Source organism: Ferribacterium limneticum (genome assembly GCF_020510585.1).
Classification (GTDB): Bacteria; Pseudomonadota; Gammaproteobacteria; order Burkholderiales; family Rhodocyclaceae; genus Azonexus.
Map to the genome: position 1 here is coordinate 4,016,800 of NZ_CP075190.1, position 21,569 is coordinate 4,038,368.

22 protein-coding genes are annotated in these 21,569 nt (G+C 62.2%); 8 read left to right on the forward strand and 14 right to left on the reverse strand.

Annotated features, from left to right (window positions below):
* From KI613_RS19170 to hemW, 5 genes are read left to right on the forward strand one after another with little or no spacing between them, the layout of a single operon-like run.
* A complete protein-coding gene (locus tag KI613_RS19170; RefSeq protein WP_226402487.1) occupies positions 1-948 on the forward strand; it encodes a serine/threonine protein kinase in 948 nt (315 codons plus the stop codon).
* Positions 945-1,862 (forward strand): PP2C family protein-serine/threonine phosphatase, encoded by a 918-nt coding sequence (locus KI613_RS19175; RefSeq protein ID WP_226402489.1) that lies wholly within the window; start codon positions 945-947, stop codon positions 1,860-1,862. Before KI613_RS19170 ends, KI613_RS19175 begins: the two co-directional genes overlap by 4 nt.
* A gap of 8 nt (positions 1,863-1,870) precedes the next feature.
* Positions 1,871-2,587, forward strand: coding sequence for a ribonuclease PH (gene rph, locus KI613_RS19180; RefSeq protein WP_226402491.1), 717 nt, complete (start codon positions 1,871-1,873; stop codon positions 2,585-2,587).
* A gap of 8 nt (positions 2,588-2,595) precedes the next feature.
* Positions 2,596-3,183, forward strand: coding sequence for an RdgB/HAM1 family non-canonical purine NTP pyrophosphatase (gene rdgB, locus KI613_RS19185; protein ID WP_226402493.1), 588 nt, complete (start codon positions 2,596-2,598; stop codon positions 3,181-3,183).
* Between the two features lie 4 nt (positions 3,184-3,187).
* Positions 3,188-4,384, forward strand: a complete 1,197-nt coding sequence (gene hemW, locus KI613_RS19190) for a radical SAM family heme chaperone HemW (RefSeq protein WP_226402495.1) — start codon at positions 3,188-3,190, stop codon at positions 4,382-4,384.
* 13 nt (positions 4,385-4,397) lie between these two features.
* Here hemW and KI613_RS19195 read toward each other — a convergent pair whose 3' ends face one another.
* From KI613_RS19195 to KI613_RS19260, 14 genes are all read right to left on the reverse strand, one after another.
* Positions 4,398-6,077: an ABC-F family ATP-binding cassette domain-containing protein gene (locus KI613_RS19195; protein ID WP_226402497.1), complete on the reverse strand. Its 1,680-nt coding sequence runs from the start codon at positions 6,075-6,077 to the stop codon at positions 4,398-4,400.
* Positions 6,078-6,118: 41 nt separating this feature from the next.
* Positions 6,119-6,523, reverse strand: a complete 405-nt coding sequence (locus KI613_RS19200) for a YchJ family protein (protein WP_226402499.1) — start codon at positions 6,521-6,523, stop codon at positions 6,119-6,121.
* On the reverse strand, positions 6,520-7,437 hold the full coding sequence (locus KI613_RS19205) for a recombination-associated protein RdgC (RefSeq protein ID WP_226402501.1): 918 nt from the start codon (positions 7,435-7,437) through the stop codon (positions 6,520-6,522). Before KI613_RS19205 ends, KI613_RS19200 begins: the two co-directional genes overlap by 4 nt.
* Positions 7,424-7,618 (reverse strand): hypothetical protein, encoded by a 195-nt coding sequence (locus KI613_RS19210; RefSeq protein WP_226402503.1) that lies wholly within the window; start codon positions 7,616-7,618, stop codon positions 7,424-7,426. The genes KI613_RS19205 and KI613_RS19210 overlap by 14 nt, the downstream gene beginning before the upstream one ends.
* Before the next feature lie 25 nt (positions 7,619-7,643).
* On the reverse strand, positions 7,644-8,264 hold the full coding sequence (locus tag KI613_RS19215) for a c-type cytochrome (RefSeq protein ID WP_226402505.1): 621 nt from the start codon (positions 8,262-8,264) through the stop codon (positions 7,644-7,646).
* 64 nt (positions 8,265-8,328) lie between these two features.
* Positions 8,329-9,060 carry a tRNA (guanosine(46)-N7)-methyltransferase TrmB gene (gene trmB, locus KI613_RS19220; RefSeq protein ID WP_226402507.1) on the reverse strand — a complete coding sequence of 244 codons (732 nt, stop codon included), beginning with the start codon at positions 9,058-9,060 and terminating at the stop codon, positions 8,329-8,331.
* A complete protein-coding gene (locus KI613_RS19225) occupies positions 9,057-9,839 on the reverse strand; it encodes a thiazole synthase (protein WP_226402509.1) in 783 nt (260 codons plus the stop codon). The genes trmB and KI613_RS19225 overlap by 4 nt, the downstream gene beginning before the upstream one ends.
* A 10-nt stretch (positions 9,840-9,849) precedes the next feature.
* Positions 9,850-10,053, reverse strand: coding sequence for a sulfur carrier protein ThiS (gene thiS / locus KI613_RS19230; protein ID WP_226402511.1), 204 nt, complete (start codon positions 10,051-10,053; stop codon positions 9,850-9,852).
* Positions 10,054-10,057: 4 nt separating this feature from the next.
* Complete coding sequence (locus tag KI613_RS19235) at positions 10,058-10,840, reverse strand: SDR family oxidoreductase (RefSeq protein WP_226402513.1); 783 nt, start codon at positions 10,838-10,840, stop codon at positions 10,058-10,060.
* Entirely contained in the window at positions 10,841-11,491 is a 651-nt protein-coding gene (locus KI613_RS19240) for a thiol:disulfide interchange protein DsbA/DsbL (RefSeq protein WP_226402515.1), read from the reverse strand.
* Positions 11,492-11,500: 9 nt separating this feature from the next.
* Positions 11,501-12,115, reverse strand: coding sequence for an SPOR domain-containing protein (locus KI613_RS19245; protein ID WP_226402517.1), 615 nt, complete (start codon positions 12,113-12,115; stop codon positions 11,501-11,503).
* Positions 12,116-12,124: 9 nt separating this feature from the next.
* A complete protein-coding gene (argS, locus tag KI613_RS19250; protein ID WP_226402519.1) occupies positions 12,125-13,888 on the reverse strand; it encodes an arginine--tRNA ligase in 1,764 nt (587 codons plus the stop codon).
* 53 nt (positions 13,889-13,941) lie between these two features.
* Entirely contained in the window at positions 13,942-14,448 is a 507-nt protein-coding gene (locus KI613_RS19255) for a DNA-deoxyinosine glycosylase (RefSeq protein ID WP_226402521.1), read from the reverse strand.
* A 14-nt stretch (positions 14,449-14,462) separates the two neighbouring features.
* Positions 14,463-15,983, reverse strand: coding sequence for a sensor domain-containing diguanylate cyclase (locus KI613_RS19260; RefSeq protein ID WP_226402523.1), 1,521 nt, complete (start codon positions 15,981-15,983; stop codon positions 14,463-14,465).
* A gap of 208 nt (positions 15,984-16,191) precedes the next feature.
* Here KI613_RS19260 and ubiB point away from each other — a divergent pair, with 208 nt between their 5' ends.
* The 3 genes from ubiB (at position 16,192) to KI613_RS19275 (ending at position 21,523) form a co-directional block, all read left to right on the forward strand.
* The gene (gene ubiB / locus KI613_RS19265; RefSeq protein ID WP_226402525.1) at positions 16,192-17,712 is read left to right on the forward strand and encodes a ubiquinone biosynthesis regulatory protein kinase UbiB; all 1,521 of its coding nucleotides are present in this window, start codon (positions 16,192-16,194) and stop codon (positions 17,710-17,712) included.
* A 6-nt stretch (positions 17,713-17,718) separates the two neighbouring features.
* Complete coding sequence (locus KI613_RS19270) at positions 17,719-20,997, forward strand: DEAD/DEAH box helicase (protein WP_226402527.1); 3,279 nt, start codon at positions 17,719-17,721, stop codon at positions 20,995-20,997.
* 85 nt (positions 20,998-21,082) lie between these two features.
* Positions 21,083-21,523, forward strand: a complete 441-nt coding sequence (locus tag KI613_RS19275) for a DUF302 domain-containing protein (RefSeq protein ID WP_226402529.1) — start codon at positions 21,083-21,085, stop codon at positions 21,521-21,523.
* Positions 21,524-21,569: the final 46 nt, after the last annotated feature.

Sequence of the window (21,569 nt, forward strand, 5' to 3'; positions counted from 1 at the left end):
ATGGCGCAACAAGCCAATCAGCCGTTACCCAACGGCCACCTGCTAGAAGAGTACACAATAGACCGCCAGCTTTCGCTCGGCGGCTTTTCTATTGTCTATCTGGCGACCGACACGGCCGGCCGGCAGGTGGCCATCAAGGAATACCTGCCCAACAGCCTGGCCCTGCGCACCCGCGGGGATATCAATCCGGTCATCACGGCCGAACATCTGGGCGCCTTCCGCTATGGCATGAAGTGTTTTTTCGAGGAAGGCCGCGCCCTGGCCCGCCTGTCGCACCCCAACGTGATCCGCGTTTTGAACTTTTTTCGCGCCAACGACACGGTGTATATGGTCATGGAGTACGAACACGGCCGGACGCTGCAGGAGTTCATCCAGAAGCATCAGGGGCACATATCCGAGCGCTTCATGCGCGGCGTGTTCACCCGCATGCTCAACGGCCTGCGCGAGGTACATTCGAACAAGCTGCTGCATCTCGATCTCAAGCCCTCGAACATTTATTTGCGCGGCGACAACACGCCGGTTCTCATCGACTTCGGCGCCGCCCGCCAGACGCTGATCACCGACCAGCCTATCCTCAAGCCGATGTACACCCCCGGCTTCGCCTCGCCCGAGCATTACGGCTCGCGCAAGGATCTCGGGCCGTGGAGCGACATTTACAGCGTTGGCGCCTCGATGTATGCCTGCCTGGCCGGCAGCGCGCCGCAAGCCGCCGATGCGCGCATGAAGAAGGACACCCTGGCGCCGGCCATGATGCGCTGGGACGGCCAGTTTTCCGACCGGCTGCTTGAGATCATCGACTGGTGCCTCAACCTCAACCATCTTTACCGTCCGCAAAGCGTTTTTGCCTTGCAAAAAGCGCTCGTCGAGACCGTCACCCCTCCCCGCCCGAAACCGTCGCCGAGCTGGATTAACCGTTTCGTCGATATTCTCAGGAAGCCGATGCAATGAGATTCACCATTTATCAGGAAAGCCGTCAGGGCGGCCGCGCCAACAATGAGGACCGGACGACCTATTGCTACTCGCGCGACGCCCTGTTGATGGTCGTTGCCGACGGCATGGGCGGCCATCACTACGGCGAAATCGCCGCCCAGATCGCTGTTCAGACGCTGGCCGATGCTTTCCAGCGCGAGGCGCGTCCGGTGCTCGGCGACCCCTTCCGCTTTCTGCAAAAGGGCATGACCAACGCCCACCATGCCATTCTCGACTACACCGCCCGCCATCGCCTGAAAGATACGCCGCGCACCACCTGCGTCGCCTGTATCGTCCAGGACAACGTCGCCTACTGGGCGCACGCCGGCGATTCGCGGCTCTATCTGATCCGCGACGGCAAGGTCATCACCCAGACCAAGGATCATTCGCGCATCCGCCTGCTCGTCGAAGAAGGCATGATCACCGAGGCGCAAGCCGTGTTTCATCCGGACCGCAACAAGATTTACAGTTGCCTGGGCAGCCCGCATCCGCCGGAAATCGAGTTTTCGCGCAAGACGCCGCTCGACCACGGCGACGTCATCCTGCTCAGCACCGACGGCCTGTGGGGTGAAATGCCCGGCGAGATGATGGCCGCCGCCCTGAAGGGCTCCAATCTGCTGCAAACCGTGCCGATGCTGCTCAACCAGGCCGAACTGAAGGGCGGCGCCCACGGCGACAACCTGTCCGTCGTCGCCGTGCGCTGGGAGGACGCCTACGTCGAGACGGCGAGCAGCGCCATTTCGACCCAGACGATGACCCAGGACGAAGTCACCACGCGCCTCGACGAATTCGGCCGCAACCCGACCTACAAGAGCGACCTCAGCGACGACGAAATCGAGCTGGCGATCGAGGAAATCCGCTCCGCCATCGACAAATACAACCCGAAAAAATAAGGAAAACCATGCGCCCCAGCCAACGCCAGCCGGACCAGCTCCGCACCGTCAAGATCACCCGCAATTTCACGCGCCACGCCGAAGGCTCGGTGCTCATCGAGATGGGCGACACCCGCGTGCTGTGCACGGCCAGCGTCGAGGAAAGCTTGCCGCCCTTCCTGCGCGGCAAGGGCCAGGGCTGGGTGACGGCCGAGTACGGCATGCTGCCGCGCGCCACGCACACCCGCTCGTCACGTGAAGCGGCCAAGGGCAAGCAGACCGGTCGGACACAGGAAATCCAGCGCCTGATCGGCCGCAGCCTGCGCGCCATAACCGACCTCAAGGCGCTGGGCGAACGCCAGATCACGCTCGACTGCGACGTCCTGCAGGCCGACGGCGGAACCCGCTGCGCCTCGATCACCGGCGCCTGGGTCGCCCTCTACGAAGCCTGCGAAGGGCTGGTCAAGGCCGGCAAGCTGCCGGCCAACCCGGTGCGCGACCACGTTGCCGCCATTTCGGTCGGCATCTACAAGGGTGCCCCGGTCCTCGACCTCGACTACCCGGAAGACTCCGACTGCGATACCGACATGAACGTTGTGATGACCGGCAACGGCGGCATTGTCGAAATCCAGGGCACGGCCGAAGGCGAACCGTTCAGCCGTGAGCAGATGAGCGTGCTCGTCGACCTCGCGACGATGGGCATTCGCCAGCTTACCGCCGCCCAGCAAAGCGCCCTCGCTGCGTGAGCGCCGCCATGAAAAAGCTCGTCCTGGCCTCGAACAACGCCAAGAAAATGAAGGAGCTCAACGCGCTGCTGGCGCCGCTTGGCTTCGAAGTCATTCCGCAAGGCCAGCTGGGCATTCCGGAAGCCGAAGAGCCGCATTGCACCTTCGTTGAAAACGCGCTGGCCAAGGCTCGGCACGCCGCGGAAGCCTCCGGCCTGCCAGCGCTGGCTGACGATTCGGGCCTGTGCGTTGCCGCGCTCGGCGGCGCCCCCGGCGTCTATTCCGCCCGCTATGCCGGCGAACCGAAATCGGATGCCCGCAACAACGAAAAACTGCTCGCCGACCTCGCCAGCCAGAGCGACCGGCGCGCCCATTTCGCCTGCGTGCTGGTCCTCGTCCGTTCGGCCGACGATCCGCAGCCGATCATCGCCGAAGGCGAGTGGCACGGCACCATCCTCGACGCCCAGCGCGGCGCCGACGGTTTCGGCTACGATCCGCTGTTCTACATCCCGACGCATTGCCAGACCGCAGCCGAACTCGATGGCGCGATCAAGAACCAGTTATCGCATCGCGGCCAGGCCATGCAAAAACTGATCTCGCGCCTGCCGACGCTGTAATTCCGTGGCACGCACGATTCCCATTTTTAGCCAAAATTCCCGGTCGACCGTAACAAACCTGGAATTCCGCGTTTCCCCGCCGCTGGCGCTTTACGTCCATGTGCCATGGTGCGTCCAGAAGTGCCCGTACTGCGATTTCAACTCGCACGAGGCGAACGGCACGATTCCCGAACGTGAGTACGTCGATGCATTGATCGCCGATCTGCAATCCGCCCTGCCGCTGATCTGGGGCCGGCCGGTAGTCAGCGTCTTCTTCGGCGGCGGCACGCCCAGCCTGTTGTCGCCGGCAGCCATCGACGAACTGATCGCCGCCTTCCGGGCGCTCGCCATGCTGGCGCCGGATGCCGAGATCACGCTTGAAGCCAACCCAGGCACGGTCGAGGCGGAGAAGTTCGCCGGCTTCCGTTCGGCCGGTGTCAACCGGTTATCGCTCGGCATTCAGAGCTTCAACGACGAGCATCTGAAGGCCCTCGGCCGCATCCACGGCGCCGCCGAAGCCAGACGCGCGGCGCAACTGGCCGGCGAGCATTTCGACTCTTTCAATCTCGACCTGATGTACGGTCTGCCGGGCCAGACGCATGAGCAAGCGCTCGCTGATGTCGAAACCGCGCTATCGTTCTCACCTTCGCATCTCTCCTGCTACCAGCTGACGCTGGAGCCGAACACCCGCTTCGCCGCCTTTCCACCGGAACTGCCCGAAAGCGACATCTGCGCCGACATGCAGGAGAGCATCGAGGCCCGTCTGGCCACCGCCGGTTTCAGCAATTACGAAACCTCGGCCTTTGCCCGGCAAGGCAAGCAGTGCAAGCACAACCTCAATTACTGGTATTTCGGCGACTATCTCGGCATCGGAGCCGGCGCCCACTCCAAGCTGACCCTGCACGACCGCGTGCTGCGCCAGATGCGCTGGAAACACCCGAAGGCTTACCTCGACAATATCCGTAGCGGCAACGCCATTCAGGACGAAACGCAGGTCGAGGCCAAGAGCCTGCCCTTCGAGTTCATGATGAACGCGCTACGCCTGGCTGACGGCTTTCACCCCTCGTTGTTCGAGGCGCGCACGGCCCAGCCATTGATCGGCATCCAGTCGGAACTGAAGGCGGCCGAGGCCGATGGCCTGCTCGTCGTCGGCCCGGAAAAAATTGCGCCGACCGCGAAGGGCCGGCGTTTTCTCAACGTTCTGCTCGAACGCTTTTTGTAAGCAGCGGGCGGCTCTAGGCAGCCAGCTTCTTCTGCGCCGCTGACGCCTCTTCGCGTACCCGCTTGGCTTCGTCGAGCAGGTAGCGCTGGTAGTCTTCGAGATCGCCGTCGAACGGCGCGACGCCGCCCTTGGAAACCAGCCAGAACTCGTCGCAGACCGAGCGCAACAGAGCACGGTCGTGGCTGACCAGCATGACGGTGCCTTCGAACTCGTTGAGGGCGACAGCCAGTGCTTCGCGGGTGCTGAGGTCGAGGTGGTTGGTCGGCTCGTCGAGGAGCAGCAGGTTGGGGCGTTGCCAGACGATCATGCACAGCACCAGCCGGGCCTTTTCACCCCCGCTCATGGTGCCGACGGCCTGCTTGACCATCTCGCCACCGAAATTGAAGGTACCGAGGAAATTGCGCAGTTCCTGCTCGCGTCCTGGTACGTTGCTGCGGCCGTTGGCAATCGCTTCCTTGGCCAGCCGCACCATGTGTTCGAGCGGCGTGTCCTGCGGGCGCAGCACGTCGAGTTCCTGCTGGGCGAAGTAGCCGATGTTGAGGCCCTTGCCTTCGGTCAGGTCGCCGCTGATCGCCGCCAGCTCGCAGGCGATGGTCTTGACCAGCGTGGATTTGCCCTGGCCATTGGCGCCAAGGATGCCGATGCGCTGGCCGGCCATCACCGAGCGGTTGATGCCGCGCACGATGACGGTTGGCGGCGTACCGGCCGGCGCATCTTCGGCCGGTGGGTAGCCGATGGTGACATCCATCATCGACAGCATCGGGTTGGGCAGGTTCTGCGGCTCCTGGAATTCGAAGGTGAATTCGGCATCGGCCAGCACCGGCGCGATCTTTTCCATGCGATCGAGCGCCTTGACCCGGCTCTGCGCCTGCTTGGCCTTGCTGGCCTTGGCCTTGAAGCGGTTGATGAAGGATTGCAGATGGGCGATCTTCTCGGCCTGCTTGGCCATCGTCGCTTGTTGCAGCAGCATCTGCTCGGCACGCATGTCTTCGAACTTGCTGTAGTTGCCACCGTAGCGGACCAGCTTGGCGTTGTCGATGTGCAGTGTGACACTGGTGATGGCGTCGAGGAATTCGCGGTCGTGGCTGATCATGACCAGCGTGCCCTGATAGCGCTTGAGCCAGGCCTCGAGCCAGACCAGGGCATCCAGGTCCAAGTGGTTGGTCGGTTCGTCGAGGAGCAGGATATCGGATGGACACATCAGCGCGCGCGCCAGTTGCAGACGCATGCGCCAGCCGCCAGAGAAGCTGTTGACCGGGTTGTGCAGCTCGGAAACCTTGAAGCCTAGACCGAGGATCAGCGACTGGGCACGGGCTTCGGCGTCGTGTTCGCCGGCGTCGTTAAGCGCCATGTAGGCTTCGGCCATGCGCATGCCGTCGTCGCTGGCTTCGGCATCGTGCACCTCGTTGCGGGCGGCGAGCAGCTTGGTGTCGCCGTCGATGACGAAATCGGTGGCCGACTGCTCGGTTTCCGGCATGTCCTGCGCCACCTGCCCCATCTGCCATTGTTTGGGGATCGAATAATCGCCGCCATCCTCATGCAGCGTGCCGTTGAGCAGCGCGAACAGCGTCGATTTGCCGGCGCCGTTGCGACCGACCAGACCGACCTTCTCACCGGGATTGATGGTGACCGAGGTCTTGTCGAGCAGCACTTTCGAGCTGCGGCGCAGGGTGACGTTCTTGAGGATGATCATGGGGTATTCGTTTTCTTCAGAGGGTGGGCGCGGGCGCCCGGTCAAGCGGTGATGGTGCCTGGATCGATATCGCCGTCGACATAGAACCAGCGGCCGTCTTCACGGATGAAGCGGCTGATTTCATGCAGTCGGTGGCCGCGCCCGGCGATGCGGTAGCGAGCGACGAATTCGACGGTGGCGTGATTTTCATCCTGCTGCTCGCAGCGTTTGATCTCCAGCCCGAGCCATTTGGTGCCATCGTCTTCGGCCAGGTCCATGCTGGCCGGCCGGGTCGATGGGTGCCAACTGGCCAGCAGGTAATCGGCCAGCTTGAGCACGTAGGCGCTGTAGCGCGAACGCATCAGCGCCTCGGGCGTCATTTCATTTTTGGCCGAAAAATGCAGTTGACCGCAGCATTCGGCATAACGCCTGCCGCTGCCACAGGGGCAGGCGTCAATGTCTTTCATTTTTCTTCAACGACCTCGCCGCCCAGCGCATCAAGCAACTGGGGCAGGAAACGCGACAGTTCGCCGGTCATCAACGCAAAATCGGCATCGAATTGCTCATCGGCGTGTTCTGCCGATTTCTCGGCCTCTTCCTTGAGCAGGTCGAGGAAGGCAAGGCGCTTGATTTCCATCTTTTCGCCGAGCACGAAGGAGATGCGGTCGTCCCAGGTCAGGGCCAGCTTGGTCGGCATCTTGCCAGCTGCCAGGTGGGCCTTGATTTCGACGCTGATCTCGTCGCCATCGAGCGGATGGCGAACGTAGCGAACGGCCGCCTTTTCCTCGCCAGCCGCCTTCAGTTCGCAATCGCGGTCGATGGTGAATCCAGCCGGGGCATCGCCGCCAGCCAGCCAGGCGGCCATTGCCGCTTGCGGCGAAACCTGGGTGTGCAGCATGGTCAGCGGGAAGTCGTCGAGGCAATGACGCAGATGCTCGATGACCTCTTCGGCCTTGGCCGGGCTGCCGGCATCGACGCAGAACCAGCCATTTTGCGGGTCGAGCCAGACGTAGGTCGTGCGGCGGCGGGTGAAGGCGCGCGGCATGAGTTCCTCGGTAACGCGTTCGCGCAATTCCTTCAACTGTTTGCGGCCCGGCGCGTAGCCCTGCTGGGCTTCGACCAGCTCGGCGCGTTCCTTGACTTCGTCATTGACCACCGACGACGGCAGCAGACGCTGCTCGACGCTCAGGGCAATCATCCACTGCTGGCCGAGCGAATAGACCAGCGCGCCATCGCGGCGCGGCGACACCCAGCCCCGGCTCATCGGCTGGTTGCTCGGGCACTTCACGAACGGGCCGCGGGCCAGTTGTTCATCAAATTTGGCGAGGTCGATATTCCACGGCGTCGGCAGGCGGTAAAGCTGGAGATTACGGAACCACATGAATCATTCCCGGTTTGCTGTCATTGAGGCGCGAGAGTTTAACAGCCCGCCAACGTTGGCGCATGACGAGCCGACGACTACCATCCAGAGACGCATCGTCAAATGCCTGAACAGGCGGCCGTCTTGCCCCGGCAAAAATAAAAATGCCGACATCGATTGATGCCGGCATTTTGCCGATCAAGCGGCCCGCAGACCGCCGAGGTTTATTACTTGCTGGCGGCAGCGCCGCCCGTCTTGCTGACCATGAACTCGACGGCAGCCTTCATTTCGGCATCGCTCAGATTGGCCAGACCACCACGGGCCGGCATCGAGTTGTGGCCGCTGATGGCAGACTTGATTAGAGGATCAACACCCTTTTGCAGACGCGGTTTCCAGTCGTTCATGTCACCCAGTTTCGGCGCGCCCTGTTTGCCACTGGCGTGGCATTCCTGGCAGCGCTCCTGAACCACCTGCTCGCCAGTGCGCGATTTCGCGGGTTTCATGGGCTTTTTCGCATCGGCTGCCTTGCCGCCACTGACCATGTAACCGACGCCACGGGTCATCTCGAGATCGCTCAAGGCGGCCTGGCCGCCATGGGCCAGCATGTTACGGACGCCGGTGATGGCATTCTGCGTCAACTTGTCCAGGCCCTTGGCGGCGCGCTCTGCCCAGGCTGCCTGATCGCCGATCTTGGGCGCACCGTCCTTGCCCGTGGTGTGACAGCCGGCGCAGACCGTTTCGACGACTTCCTTGCCAGAACGATCAGCGGCAAATGCCGGTGCAGCAGACAGCGCAATTACCAGGAAGGGAAGCAACAAACCACCGGAAGCAATTTTCGTTGTTTTCATGATTTCCTCATTTTTTCTGACAAATCCCGATTCTCATTCTACTCAGGCGCCATTAATCTGCCAGCTATTTTTTTCGGAAAATAACGTCCCAAACGCCATGGCCCAAGCGTATCCCGCGGTTCTCGAATTTGGTCAGCGGGCGGTATTCGGGGCGCGGTGCAAAGCCGTCGGCACTGTTAACCAAAGTCGGTTCAGCCGAGAGCACTTCGAGCATCTGATGGGCGTACTCTTCCCAATCGGTGGCGCAGTGAAAATAGCCGCCCGGCTTGAGGCGGGAGGCGAGCAGCGCGACGAAGGGCGACTGGATCAGCCGGCGCTTGTTGTGCCGCGCCTTGTGCCAAGGGTCGGGGAAAAAGACATGGACGCCATCGAGCGAAGCTTCCGGCAGCATGTCGCGAACGACTTCGACGGCGTCGTGCTGGCAGATGCGCAGGTTGCTCAGATCGCGCTCGGCGATCTGCTTGCATAAGGCGCCAACGCCCGGCACGTGCACTTCAACGCCGAGATAGTCGTTGTCGCGGTTGGCATCGGCGATCTTGGCCGTGGTTTCACCCATGCCGGTGCCGATTTCGAGGATTTTCGGGGCATTGCGGCCGTAGACCGCAGCCAGGTCAATCGGCTGCGGGGCGTAGACGACGCCGATCTTGGGCATCATCTCGGCGTAGTAGTTTTCCTGCGCCGACGACATGCGGCCGGCGCGGCGGACGTAGCTCTTGATGTGGCCGTAACCTTCGCGGCCTTCTTCGTAGACGCCTTCGCCGACAGCGGCCGGTTGAATCAGGGGGGTATCGCTCATGAGCCGATCAATCCGGAAGTCGGCGACGACGGGTCGGCCGAGTAGAGTTTGCGCGGCATGCGGCCGGCCAGAAAAGCCTCGCGGCCCGCTTCAACACCCTTCTGCATGGCGCTGGCCATGAGAACGGGATTCTTGGCATGGGCGATGGCGGTGTTCATCAGCACGCCGTCGCAGCCCAGCTCCATCGCCACCGTCGCATCGGAGGCCGTGCCGACGCCGGCATCGACGATGACCGGCACCTTGGCGTTGTCAATGATCAGGCGCAGGTTCCACGGATTGAGGATGCCCATGCCGGAGCCGATCAGTGAAGCGAGCGGCATGACCGCGACACAGCCGATTTCTTCGAGCATCCGGGCCTGAATGGGGTCATCCGAGCAGTAGACCATGACGTGAAAGCCATCCTTGACCAGGGTTTCGGCCGCTTTCAGGGTTTCCGGCATGTTCGGGAAGAGGCTGGTCGGATCGCCGAGCACTTCGAGCTTGCACAGCGGATGGCCGTCGAGCAGTTCGCGGGCCAGACGCAGGGTGCGCACGGCATCGTCGGCGGTGTAGCAGCCGGCGGTGTTGGGCAGGATGGTGAATTGCGAGGGAGGCAGGGCGTCGAGCAGATTGGGCTGGCTCGGGTCCTGGCCGATATTCATGCGCCGGATGGCCACGGTGACGATTTCGGCACCGGAAGCATCGATGGCGGCACGGGTTTCGGCGAAATCCTTGTACTTGCCGGTGCCGACCAGCAAACGGGAACGGTACGCCTTGCCGGCGATAGTCAGTTGATGCATGAGCTACTCCTTAGCCGCCGCCGACGGCGACGACAATTTCAAGTTGGTCGCCCGAAACCAGCGCCGTCGTGGCGTGCTGGCTCTTGGGGACGATTTCGCCGTTGCGTTCGACGGCGATGCGCTTGCCGGTAAAGCCGAGTTGCTCAATCAGTCCGGTCACGGTCAGCGCCGTGGAAAACTGGCGGGCTTCACCATTGATCTTGAGTTCTAGCATCGGGCTATTTTAACAAGCCGCGCGGCTTGCGCGGGGCGCTTGTGAACAGGCGGTCGTATAGCCAGTTGGGCAGAGCGCGCAGGACTTTGGCGACGATGCCCATAGGCCAGGGAATGACGGCGTAGCTGGTGCCCCGCGCGATCACGGCCGCGAAACGGGATGCGGCCTGATTGACCGGCAGCAAGAACGGCATTTTGTAGGGATTGATCTCGGTCATCGGCGTCTCGATATAACCTGGCGCAATGGTGACGACCCTGATGCCGTAAGGACGCATTTCGAGACGCAGGCTTTCCAGATAGGCAATCGCCGCCGCCTTCGAGGCCGAATAAGCCTCGGCGCCCGGCAGGCCACGGATGCCGGCAACCGAAGCGATGCCGACCAGGCGCTGCATTTTGCGGCCATCGCCAGCCACTGCCTTCATCGCCGGAATGAATGGCGCGAAGGTCGCCGCCATGCCGAAAACGTTGGTATCCATGACCCGGCGAAAGACCTCGAGGTCTTCTTCGAATTCGGTCAGCGTACCGGCCGAAACGCCGGCATTGGCGATGATGATGTCCGGGGCGCCGAAGCGGGTAATGAAATCGGTGGCAGCGGCATGCAGGGCCGGGGCATCGCTGACATCGAGCGCGTAACAGGCATGCTGGCCGCCCAGACGCTGGTTCAGCGCCTCGAGAAACTCGCTTCGGCGCGCTGCCAGGCCCAGGGTGGCGCCCTGTGCGGCGTAGTAAACGGCAAGCGCCTCGCCGATTCCCGACGAGGCGCCCGTGATGAAGACCTTGAGGGTCAATTATTTCTTGCCGGCGCCCTTGCCAGCTTTCTCGCTGCGCGCCTGGGCGATCAGCTTGTCGGCAACGGCCAGCTTCTCGTTGAAGCCCATGTCGCCGATCAGGAATTTACCTTCGACGGCCAGAGCCGGCACGCCGGTGATCTTGTAGGCCTGCGCCATCTGGTCGGCACGCTTGACCTTGCTCATGACACCGAAGGAATTGAAGGTTTCGCCGAATTTCTTCGCATCGACACCCTTTTTGACGACCCATTCGGTCAGCGTTTTTTCGTCGAACAGATTGACGCGCTCGCCATGAATCGCCCGGAAGACGTCAGCCTCGAGACGATGCAGGTCGCCAGTGATTTCCAGCGCGTAATAGAGCTTGGCGATATTGGCCCAGGCAGCGCGCCCGAAGGTGATCGGCACTTTCTTGACGACCACGTCGGCCGGCAACTTGGCGGCCCAGGCGGTCAGTAGCGGATTGAAATCGGCGCAGTGCGGGCAGCCGTAGCTGAAAAACTCGAGAACCTCGATTTTTGCAGCATCCTCAGTCGGCTGTGCCGGGCTGATCGGAGTGTAAGCGGCGCCCTGAGCAAAAGACGGCATTGCTGCGGTCAACCCGAAAAAAAGGGCAAAAATGGAACCGACGAAACTGCGACGTGCATCCTTCATTCGTTACTCCTATTTGGCTAGTTGGGCTTCAACGCCTGATTTGGCAAGCTCGGCGCGTACTTTGTTCAATTCATCGATCTTCGTGTAGGGACCAACACGGACCCGATAGAAGGTCTTGTCCTGAATCATCACCTGCTGGACAACGGCCTCTATACCCATAAACGCCAGCTTGGCCTTTTGGTTGTCAGCATCCTGCGCCGTGCTGAACGAACCGGCCTGCAGGAAGAGCGGGGTCTTCGACTCTTTGGACTCTTCCTTCTTCGCTTCCTCTTTCTTCGGCTCTTCCTTCCTGGCGTCCGGTTTGGGCGCCTTGTCGGGCACGGCGTCGGCCTTGCCGGGCAGGATGTCGTAGAACTGGAAGCGTTTTTCCGGAATCGGATCGCCTGGCTTGCCGGGCAGCGCCAGCGGCTGGCTCGGCTGACCGTTCTTGCCATTGGCTCCGTCCGCCCGAGCCGGCGGCTGCGCCCGCTCGACAAAAGGCAACGGCGACTTGTTGAGGTACCAGACGACACCCGCCGCCATGCCAATGCCAATGACCAGGCCAATGAACATGCCGACCAGCGTACCGCCAGCCGCCTTCTTTTTCGCCGGCTGGCTCTTGCGGGGCTTCATATCGCGACTCATGGCAATTCCTTACATGGATTCCGGACAGCTGACACCCAGAATGGTCAGGCCGTTGCGTATCGTCTGACGCACGGCGATGGCCAGCGCGACGCGGGCATCGCGTAGCGCCGCATCGTCGACCAGCATGCGCTCGGCGTTGTACCAGCCATGGAATTCACCAGCCAGATCCTTGAGGTAGAAGGCGATCAGGTGAGGCGCCAGTTCGCGGGCGGCGTTGTCGATCAGGTCGCGGAACTCGGTCAGCTTGCTGGCAATGGCCAGTTCGCGCGGATTGCTGAGCAGCGACAGATCGGCATCGGCCAGCGCAGCCTGATCACCGGCCCACTGATTGACCACCGAACAGATGCGGGCGTGAGCGTACTGGATGTAATAGACCGGGTTTTCGTTGGTCTGGCTCTTGGCCAGATCGAGGTCGAAATCGAGGTGCTGGTCGGACTTGCGCAGGGCATAGAAGAAACGGCAGGCATCGTTGCCAACCTCGCCGCGCAGCTCGCGCAGGGTGACGAATTCGCCCGAGCGCGTCGACATCGACGCCTTCTGGCCATTGCGGTAGAGCACGGCAAACTGGACGAGCGCCACCTGCAACTTGCTGGCGTCCAGCCCGAGAGCCGTGATCGCCCCGTTAACGCGGGAAATGTAGCCGTGGTGGTCGGCGCCCCAGATGTTGATGACCTTGTCGAACCCGCGCTCGAACTTGTTCAGGTGGTAGGCGATGTCGGAAGCGAAATAGGTATAGAGGCCGTTCTCGCGCTGGACGACACGGTCCTTCTCGTCGCCGAACGTGGTCGACTTGAACCAGCGGGCACCATTCTGCACGTACAGATGGCCATTTTTTTCGAGCAGATCGACGCAACGGGCGACCAGGCCGGTATCGAACAGCGCCTGCTCGGAGAACCAGACGTCGAAATGAACGCCGAATTGCTCGAGATCGTCACGACAGTCGGCCAACTGCTCGGACAAGGCATGTTGATGGACGTAGGTCCAGTCAGCACCGAGCAAGGTCTTGGCGTTGGCGATCAGGGCATCGAGATGCTGGTCGCGTTGGCGCTTGGCCTCGTCGTCGGCCCGCTCGGCATCCGGCAAACCGGGCGTTCCGGCGAGCACGTCGGCAGCCTGACGGACGTATTTGGTGCCGTGCGCCGCGCTCATCTGCTTGGCCATGTCGCGCACGTAGTCGCCCTGATAGGCGTTGGGCAGGAAGGGCACGTCAACGCCGTTCTGCGCCAGGTAACGCAGCCAGGTCGACAAGCCGAGAATATCCATCTGCCGGCCGGCGTCATTGACGTAGTACTCGCGGGTCACATCCCAGCCAGCAAAAGTCAGCAGGTTGGACAAGGACGCGCCATAAGCCGCGCCACGGCCGTGGCCGACGTGCAGCGGGCCGGTCGGGTTGGCCGAAACGAATTCGACCTGCACCTTTTGCCAGCCACCCAGCGTAGACCGACCGAAATTCTCGCCCTCGGCCAGCACAGCCTTGACAACGCGGGTCTTAGCCCCGGCATCGAGGGTAAAATTGATGAAGCCGGCGCCGGCCACTTCAGCCTTGGTAACCAGGGCCGAGACCGGCAATTCATTCACCAGTTGCTGGGCAATTTCGCGCGGATTTTTCTTCAGCGCCTTGGCCAGTTGCATGGCCAGATTGGTCGCAAAGTCGCCGTGCGTCGGATCGCGCGGCCGCTCAAGTTGAATGGGGGTATCGGTTGCGGTCGGCGCAACGCTGGCCAGCGCCTGTTGCAGAAGGGCGGTCAGCTGGGTTTTGACGTCTAGGGGCATTGATTCGTGGGGCAAAAATTGCAAAACGTCGATTATACGCTGCCGATCCCTACTTATTTGGCTGGCGCGACAATCACCGACCACGCCGCGAGCTTGTCGGCGTAACTGCTCGCCGCGTGCGCCGGGCTGGTCGACGGCAGGCGGACCAGCTGCAGGTTCAAATCCTGAAGACTGGGCAAGACATAGCGGCGAAAAGTCGCCTCAGCCGCCCCGCCATTGAAGAAAACATGACGAATCCCACGGTGTACGGCAAAAAAGGCCAAAAAATCGTTAACGCAAACAGAGTGTTTGACGATGTTGGCATCGAGGCTGCCCGGACGCTCACCGGCGGCGATTACATCCCACAGCGCAATGCCGGCCGAGCGCAAGCTCTCCAGCCGCTGGGCATAAGGCAGGTCCGGCCCTGCACCAATCAGATCGCCCATGATGCGCCAGAAGGCGTTTTGCCGGTTGGCGTAATACTCCTGCGCATTGAGCGATGCCTTGCCGGGAAGACTGCCAAGGACCAGCACGCGCGCCGACGGCGCGGCAACCGGCGGAAAACAGTGACTCAAATCCATCGAAAAATGAGCCGTCAGCCGCCCATCACGCGGTTCTTGCCGGCGCGTTTGGCCAGATACATGGCCTGGTCGGCACGCCGGATGGCATCGGTACCGGACTCGTCGACAGCCAGCTGGGCGACCCCGGCGCTGAAGGTGATCAGGATTTTCTCGCTGCCCGACATGTAAATGGCCTTGGTCAGCTCCCGCTGCAGGCGGGCCATGGCCTCAATGCCCTGTTCAAGTTTCGTGTCCGGCATCAGCACGACAAACTCTTCTCCGCCATAACGGGCCAGCGTATCGCTCGGCCGCATGGTTCGCCGGGCAACGTCGACCAGGTGGACCAAGGCACGATCGCCGGCCTCATGGCCAAGGCGGTCATTGAGCTTCTTGAAATTGTCGATATCGAGCAGGCTGACCGACAACGGTACTTCCTTGCGCCGCATGCTCGAAATCTCCCGCTCCATGGCCTCCTCCAGCCCCTTCCGATTCAGGGCGTCGGTCAGCGGGTCATGGCGGGCAAGGGCGCTAGCGCTATCCAGCTCCTGGTGCAGGTGGATGAGCTCTGCCTCGGTAACCACCACCTTTTCCTGCAGGCTCTTCAGTTGCTCACGCGAGCTTGCCGTCTCTTCGGCCATCGCATGCGTCGCCACGATGACGTCGTCGAGCAAGGGTTTCAGATCCTCGATACGGGAGACCTGTTCAATCTGACGGGCGCTGGCTTCGATACGCCCCTCGAACTCGGTGCTCGATTTGTTCATCACGCCCAAACGCTCGATAAACTCGGCAAGCATATGGCGCATTTCGGCCTGCGCTTCGACCGAGCGCGACTTGGCGCGCCCCTGTTTTTCCATGACGTCACGCAGACGCCGTTCCATTTCGTCGAGATGGCGCAGGGTCAAGGGCGGCGCCACGCTGGCCAGCAGGCCGTCAATCTGCCCCTTGAGCCAACTGTCGTCCGTACTCAATTCGCCAATGTTTTCAATAATCAGGTGTAGGAGTTTGAGCAGGGAGCCCTTGATCTCGACCTGCTCCTCGGCGGCAAAAACAGCCTGGTGTGTCAGGCTGCCAAACAGAGCCTGCACCTGCCCGATCTCGACCCTCGGCTGCCGCAGCAACAGGAGCAGCTCGCCTGCCACGCTGAGGATTCGCGAATCTTCATCGCCGAGCGCCGGCAGCACGCACTCGACAAATCGCGCCAGCTTGCCGGCAAACTCACCCGGCAGGGCAGGCGCCAAGGCATGCACTACTTCTTCGTGAAGGTGTGGCTCGCCGGCTTGAGCGAAGGCGGCCAAGGACTCCTTGACCCCCTGCCAGCTACGCTTGGCAATCGCTGCAGAAAGCTTGTCGAGATGTTTTCCCTGCGCCGTGTTCCGGGCCGGCAATTCACCCAGCAACTCCCGCAGCTGCGCTTCGGGAAAAGCCGGGGTGTTCGGGAGATTGGCGATTTCGTTGTAGCAAGCCTGGTAATTGGCCGGCGTCGGAGCCAATTGACTGGTCGCCAGACGCCTGAGCGCCTCGCGGGCGATAACGGAGGGGTGTTTCGGTTCGTTCATCGACGCTTCGAATAACTAATGATGGCTAAGCATGACACCGGCAGGTTTCAATATCGAGTTTATCCTATTGCCCATGCCACCTTGCAAGATTGTTGGTGCGGCCCCAGCTGACTCAAACAGTCGCAAATCACGGGGGCGCAACCGCCGTTGGCGTGTTAACATGCTCGTTTAGCGATTTTGCCCGGTCCAGCCGGCGTTTACAGTCCACATGCGTCTCTTTCGTTTGCTCAAGATCGCCTCTGTCGCCAGCCGTTTCGGCCTCGACGAAATGGTGCTCGAACACGAGCCGAGCGGTCGACTGGTACGCCTCGCCAACGCCCTGCAATTCTGGCGCGACCTGTCCACGCCGCGCGCTGTCCGCCTGCGCCTCGCCCTTGAATCGCTCGGCCCGATTTTCGTCAAGTTTGGCCAGGTGCTGTCGACCCGGCGCGACCTCATGCCGATGGACATCGCCGACGAGCTGGCCAAGCTGCAGGATCGCGTTCCACCCTTCGCTTCCGACCTCGCCCTGGCGGAAATCGAAAAAGCCTATGGCCGGCCGGCCAGCGAAGTCTTCGCCGAATTCGACCCGACGCCGATCGCCTCGGCGTCGATCGCCCAGGTCCATTTCGCCAGACTGCACGCGACCGACGGTGGCCATGAAGTGGCCGTCAAGGTATTGCGTCCCAACATGCTCTCGGTCATCGAGCACGACCTGGCGCTCATGGACAACCTAGCCATGCTGCTTGAAAAGCTGTGGGCCGACGGCAAGCGCCTGAAGCCGCGCGAAGTGGTCGCCGAATTCGCCAAATACCTGCGCGACGAGCTCGATCTCATGCGCGAAGCGGCCAACGCCTCGCAACTGCGGCGCAATTTCGTCGACTCCAAACTACTCATTGTTCCCGAGATTTATTGGGATTTCTGCACGTCGACCGTGATGGTCATGGAGCGCATGAAAGGCACGCCGATCTCGCAGATCGACCGGCTGCGCGCCGACGGTATCGACCTTTCCAAGCTCTCTGCGGCCGGCGTCGAAATCTTCTTCACCCAGGTTTTCCGCGACGGTTTTTTCCATGCCGACATGCACCCCGGCAACATCTTCGTCGCCCCCGATGGCCGCTACATCGCGCTCGATTTCGGCATCGTCGGCACGCTGACCGACTCCGACAAGAATTACCTGGCGCAGAACTTCCTCGCCTTCTTCCGCCGCGACTACAAGCGCGTTGCCGAAGCCCACATCGAATCCGGCTGGGCGCCCAAGGACACCCGCGTCGACGAGTTCGAGGCAGCCATCCGCGCCGTCTGCGAGCCGATCTTCGACCGCCCGCTCAAGGACATTTCCTTCGGCAAGGTGCTGCTCCGCCTGTTCCAGACCTCGCGCCGCTTCAACGTCGAGATTCAGCCGCAACTGGTCATGCTGCAAAAGACCTTGCTCAACATCGAAGGACTCGGTCGCCAACTCGACCCTGAACTCGACCTGTGGACCACCGCCAAGCCTTTCCTCGAACGCTGGATGAGCGAGCAGATTGGCTGGCGCGGACTGATCCGCAGCTTCAAACAGGAAGCCCCCTATTTGGCCCGCACCATTCCGCAACTGCCGCGCCTTGTCCATCAGGCGCTGGCCCAGCCGGCCAAGACCGATCTGCAACCACAAATCGATCGCCTGATCGCCGTCCAGCAACAGCAGAACCGCTGGCTGTCCATCATCGCCCTGCTCCTCGCCCTGCTTGTCGGCGCCCTGTTTGCCTGACCGCCGATGGCCGTAGTCAACCTCACCACCTTCACCGAAGAAAACGTCGCCGAGTGGTTCGCCACGCGCGACATCAACAAGGCCCGGCCTTATGTCGACCTGGTGCGCGACCTGAGCATCGATGGCAGCCAGATGCGCGCCCTGGTGCCCGGTTCGTCCACCGAGCCCTACGTCGTACAGGCCTATCTGAGCCAGGCCCAGAGCGGCGAGATGGCGGTGATCAGCCGCTGCACCTGCTCGGCCGGCAAGCATTGCAAGCACGTTGCCGCCATGCTGCTCAAGGCTATCGAAGAGCGCAATCCGAAGGAGCACGTCAGCGGCAGCGCCCTGTCCTGGCTTGAAGACCTGCGCCGCGTCTCGGTCGCCGTCGCCAAGAAGAAGGCGCGGCCGGCCAGCGCCCGGCAGCAGCTTTTCTACATTCTGAAATGGACGGCCGACAAGCGCCAGTTCGGCATCGAGATCCGCAAGGGAAAATATCCGGAAAACGCCGAGGAATGGTGGAAGGTGGACCGCGCGCTGGTCACGCCGCCGCAGTTCGTCAATGAAGAAGACCTCGGCATCCTGCGCCTGATCTGGGCCGACCGTGGCCACGAAACCGGCTTACGTGCCTTTGGACTGGGCCCCAAGAATGGCGCCGAAATTCTGCAGCGCATGGCGGCCAGCCACCGGCTTTACCCGGAGGACGATCTCGGCCTGCCGCTCAACGCCGGCCCGACCCGGCCGGCCAGCATTGGCTGGCAGGTCGACGGCATGGGTTTCCAGCGGCCGCATTTGAAGCCCGAGCCATCGGCCGAGATGGTCGTCGCCGTCGATCCGCCGTGGTACATCGATCTGGCCGAGGGCGAAGCCGGGCCGCTCGAAGTCACCGGCAATCCGGACGTGATCACCCGTTTGTTCTCGCTGCCACCGCTATCAGCCAACGAGGCTGCGCTGGTTGCCGAGGCACTGTCCGAACTGGCCCCCGACCTGCCGCTGCCCGGCTCCGATGCCGGCGCCCGCCTGCGCCTGGTCGACGCGCCACTGATTCCCATCCTGCAACTCGAAACCCTGCACACCCATGGCCAACGAGCCTGGCGTAACTATCCGCAGAACTTCGGCGGCGGTCCCTTCGATGTCGCCAAGGTCATTTTCCGCTACGGCGATGCCGACGTTCGCCCCGAAGAAAAGAGTGAATTCATCACCCTGCCCGAAGGCGAAACCATCCGCCTGCTGCGCCGCCCCGACGACGAAGCCAAGTCGCTGCTGGCGCTTGAGGGCTGTGGCTTGCAGAAGGTTCCCGGGCACACTCTGCACACCTTCGGCAGCCCGCCGGAAGGCGTTTACGGGCTGGCCGAAGAGGCCAGCTGGGTACCCTTCATGCAGGACGGCACCCAGCGCCTGAAGGAAGCCGGCTGGCAGATCGAGTTCCCCGAGGATTTCCGCCACCACGTCATCGAAGTCGATGGCTGGGAGGCCGAGCTTTACGAGGCCGACAACGGCTGGTTCAACCTCGACATGGGCGTCATGGTCGAAGGCGAGCGCCTGCCGCTCGCTCCCTTGCTGGCCAATCTTTTCCGCACCGACCCGCGCTGGCTCGAAGCGACCGAACTCGAACGCGTGCCCGACGACGAAGGCATCGATCTCTACACCCCCCGCGGCAAGCGTCTGCGCGTCCCGGCCGGCCGCCTCAAACCGCTGGCCGCAACGCTGATCGACCTGTTCGACGGCTTTACCGGCGGCAACACCCTGCGCCTGTCGCGCTTCGATGCGCCACGCCTGGCTGAACTGTCCGACATCAGCCGCTGGCAGTTCCGCGGCCAGAGCGACATCATGGCGCTGGCCGAGCGCCTGCTCAAGGCGCAGGGCATCGGCGACGTCGAACCGCCGGCCGGCTTCAAGCTCGAACTGCGCCCCTACCAGAAGGAAGGCCTGGCCTGGCTGCAGTTCCTGCGCGAGCATGAACTGTCCGGCATCCTGGCCGACGACATGGGCCTCGGCAAAACGGCGCAAACACTGGCCCACCTGTTGATGGAAAAGGAAGCCGGACGCCTCGACAAGCCGGCCCTGATCATCCTGCCGACCTCGCTGATCTTCAACTGGAAGAACGAAGCGGCACGCTTTGCACCCGACCTCAAGGTGCTGTCGCTGCACGGCCCGGAACGCAAGGTGCGCTTCCCGGAGATCATGCAGCACGACGTGGTGCTGACCACCTACCCGCTGCTCTGGCGCGACGCCGAAGAATTGATGCAGCACAGCTATCACCTGCTCATTCTCGACGAGGCGCAGACGGTCAAGAACGCCCAGAGCCAGAGCGCCGAGGCCGTGCGCAAGGTTGATGCGCGGCATCGCCTGTGCCTGACCGGTACGCCGCTGGAAAACCACCTCGGCGAACTGTGGAGTCAGTTCGACTTCCTGCTGCCCGGCTTTCTCGGCACCAGCAAGCAGTTCACCCGCCACTGGCGGACGCCGATCGAGAAGCAGGGCGACCTCCGTCGCCGCACCCTGCTCGCCCGCCGCATCCGACCCTTCATCCTGCGTCGCAAGAAGGAAGACGTGGCCCAGGAACTGCCGCCGAAAACCATCATCATCCGCAGCGTCGAACTCGAAGGTTCGCAACGCGATCTTTACGAAACGGTGCGCGCCGCGATGGATGCCAAGGTCCGCGACGAAATCGCCAACCGCGGCTTCGCACGTAGCCAGATCGTCATCCTCGATGCCCTGCTCAAGCTCCGTCAGGTCTGCTGCGATCCGCGCCTGGTCAAGGCCACGGCGGCCCGCAAGGTGCCAGAACGGGCCAAGCTCGACCTGCTCATGGCGATGCTGCCCGAACTGGTCGACGAAGGCCGCAAGGTCCTCGTTTTCTCGCAATTCACCAGCATGCTGGCGCTGATCGAGCACGAACTCGACAAGATGGGCATCGCCTACGTCACGCTGACCGGCGATACTGTCGACCGCGAAGTGCCGATCCGCCGCTTCCAGGATGGCGAAGTGCCGATTTTCCTGATCAGCCTCAAGGCTGGCGGCGTCGGTCTCAACCTGACCGCGGCCGATACCGTGATCCACTACGACCCGTGGTGGAACCCGGCCGTCGAAAACCAGGCCACCGACCGCGCCCACCGTCTCGGCCAGGACAAGCCGGTATTCGTCTACAAGCTGATCGTTAGCGGCAGTATCGAGGAAAAGATTCTCGCCCTGCAGGAACGCAAGGCCGAGCTGGCGGCCGGCATCCTGTCCGACGATTATCGCGTTGACGTCAAGTTCGGCACCGACGATCTCGCGGCGCTGTTCGAGCCACTGCCCGAATAAGTTTTTGCCGTTTTTGAGCGTCAAGCGCAGGCGAAGGACATCGCCTACAATGAGCACATCAGATATCGCTAATACAGGAGCCAGCATGCGCCACTTCACATTTTTGCTGTGCTTTGCACTGGCCGCTACGCTGGCCCAGGCCGAAGAGTGGATGGTCAAAAAAAAGCTGACCAGCAATTTTGCCGATACCCGCGACGCCGTCGTCATGGCCATCGAAAACCGCGGGCTGGTGATCAACTACACCTCGCACATAGCCGACATGCTGAACCGTACCGGCGCCGATATCGGTGCGACGCGCCAGATCTTCGAGCAGGCTGAAATCATCGAATTCTGCTCGGCCGGGCTGTCGCGCAAGATGATGGAAATGGACCCGCACAACATCGTGTTCTGCCCATTCGCCATCTCGATCTACACGCTGCCCGGCGAGAAGAACACCACCTGGGTAAGCTATCGGCAGCCCAAAGGCCCCGCCGCCAAGCTGGTCGCCCCTTTGCTCGAGGAAATCGCCGCCGAAGCGGGGCTTTAAAACTTTAAATTTGGCCGTTTTTTCCGGTTGACCGTAGCATTCCGGA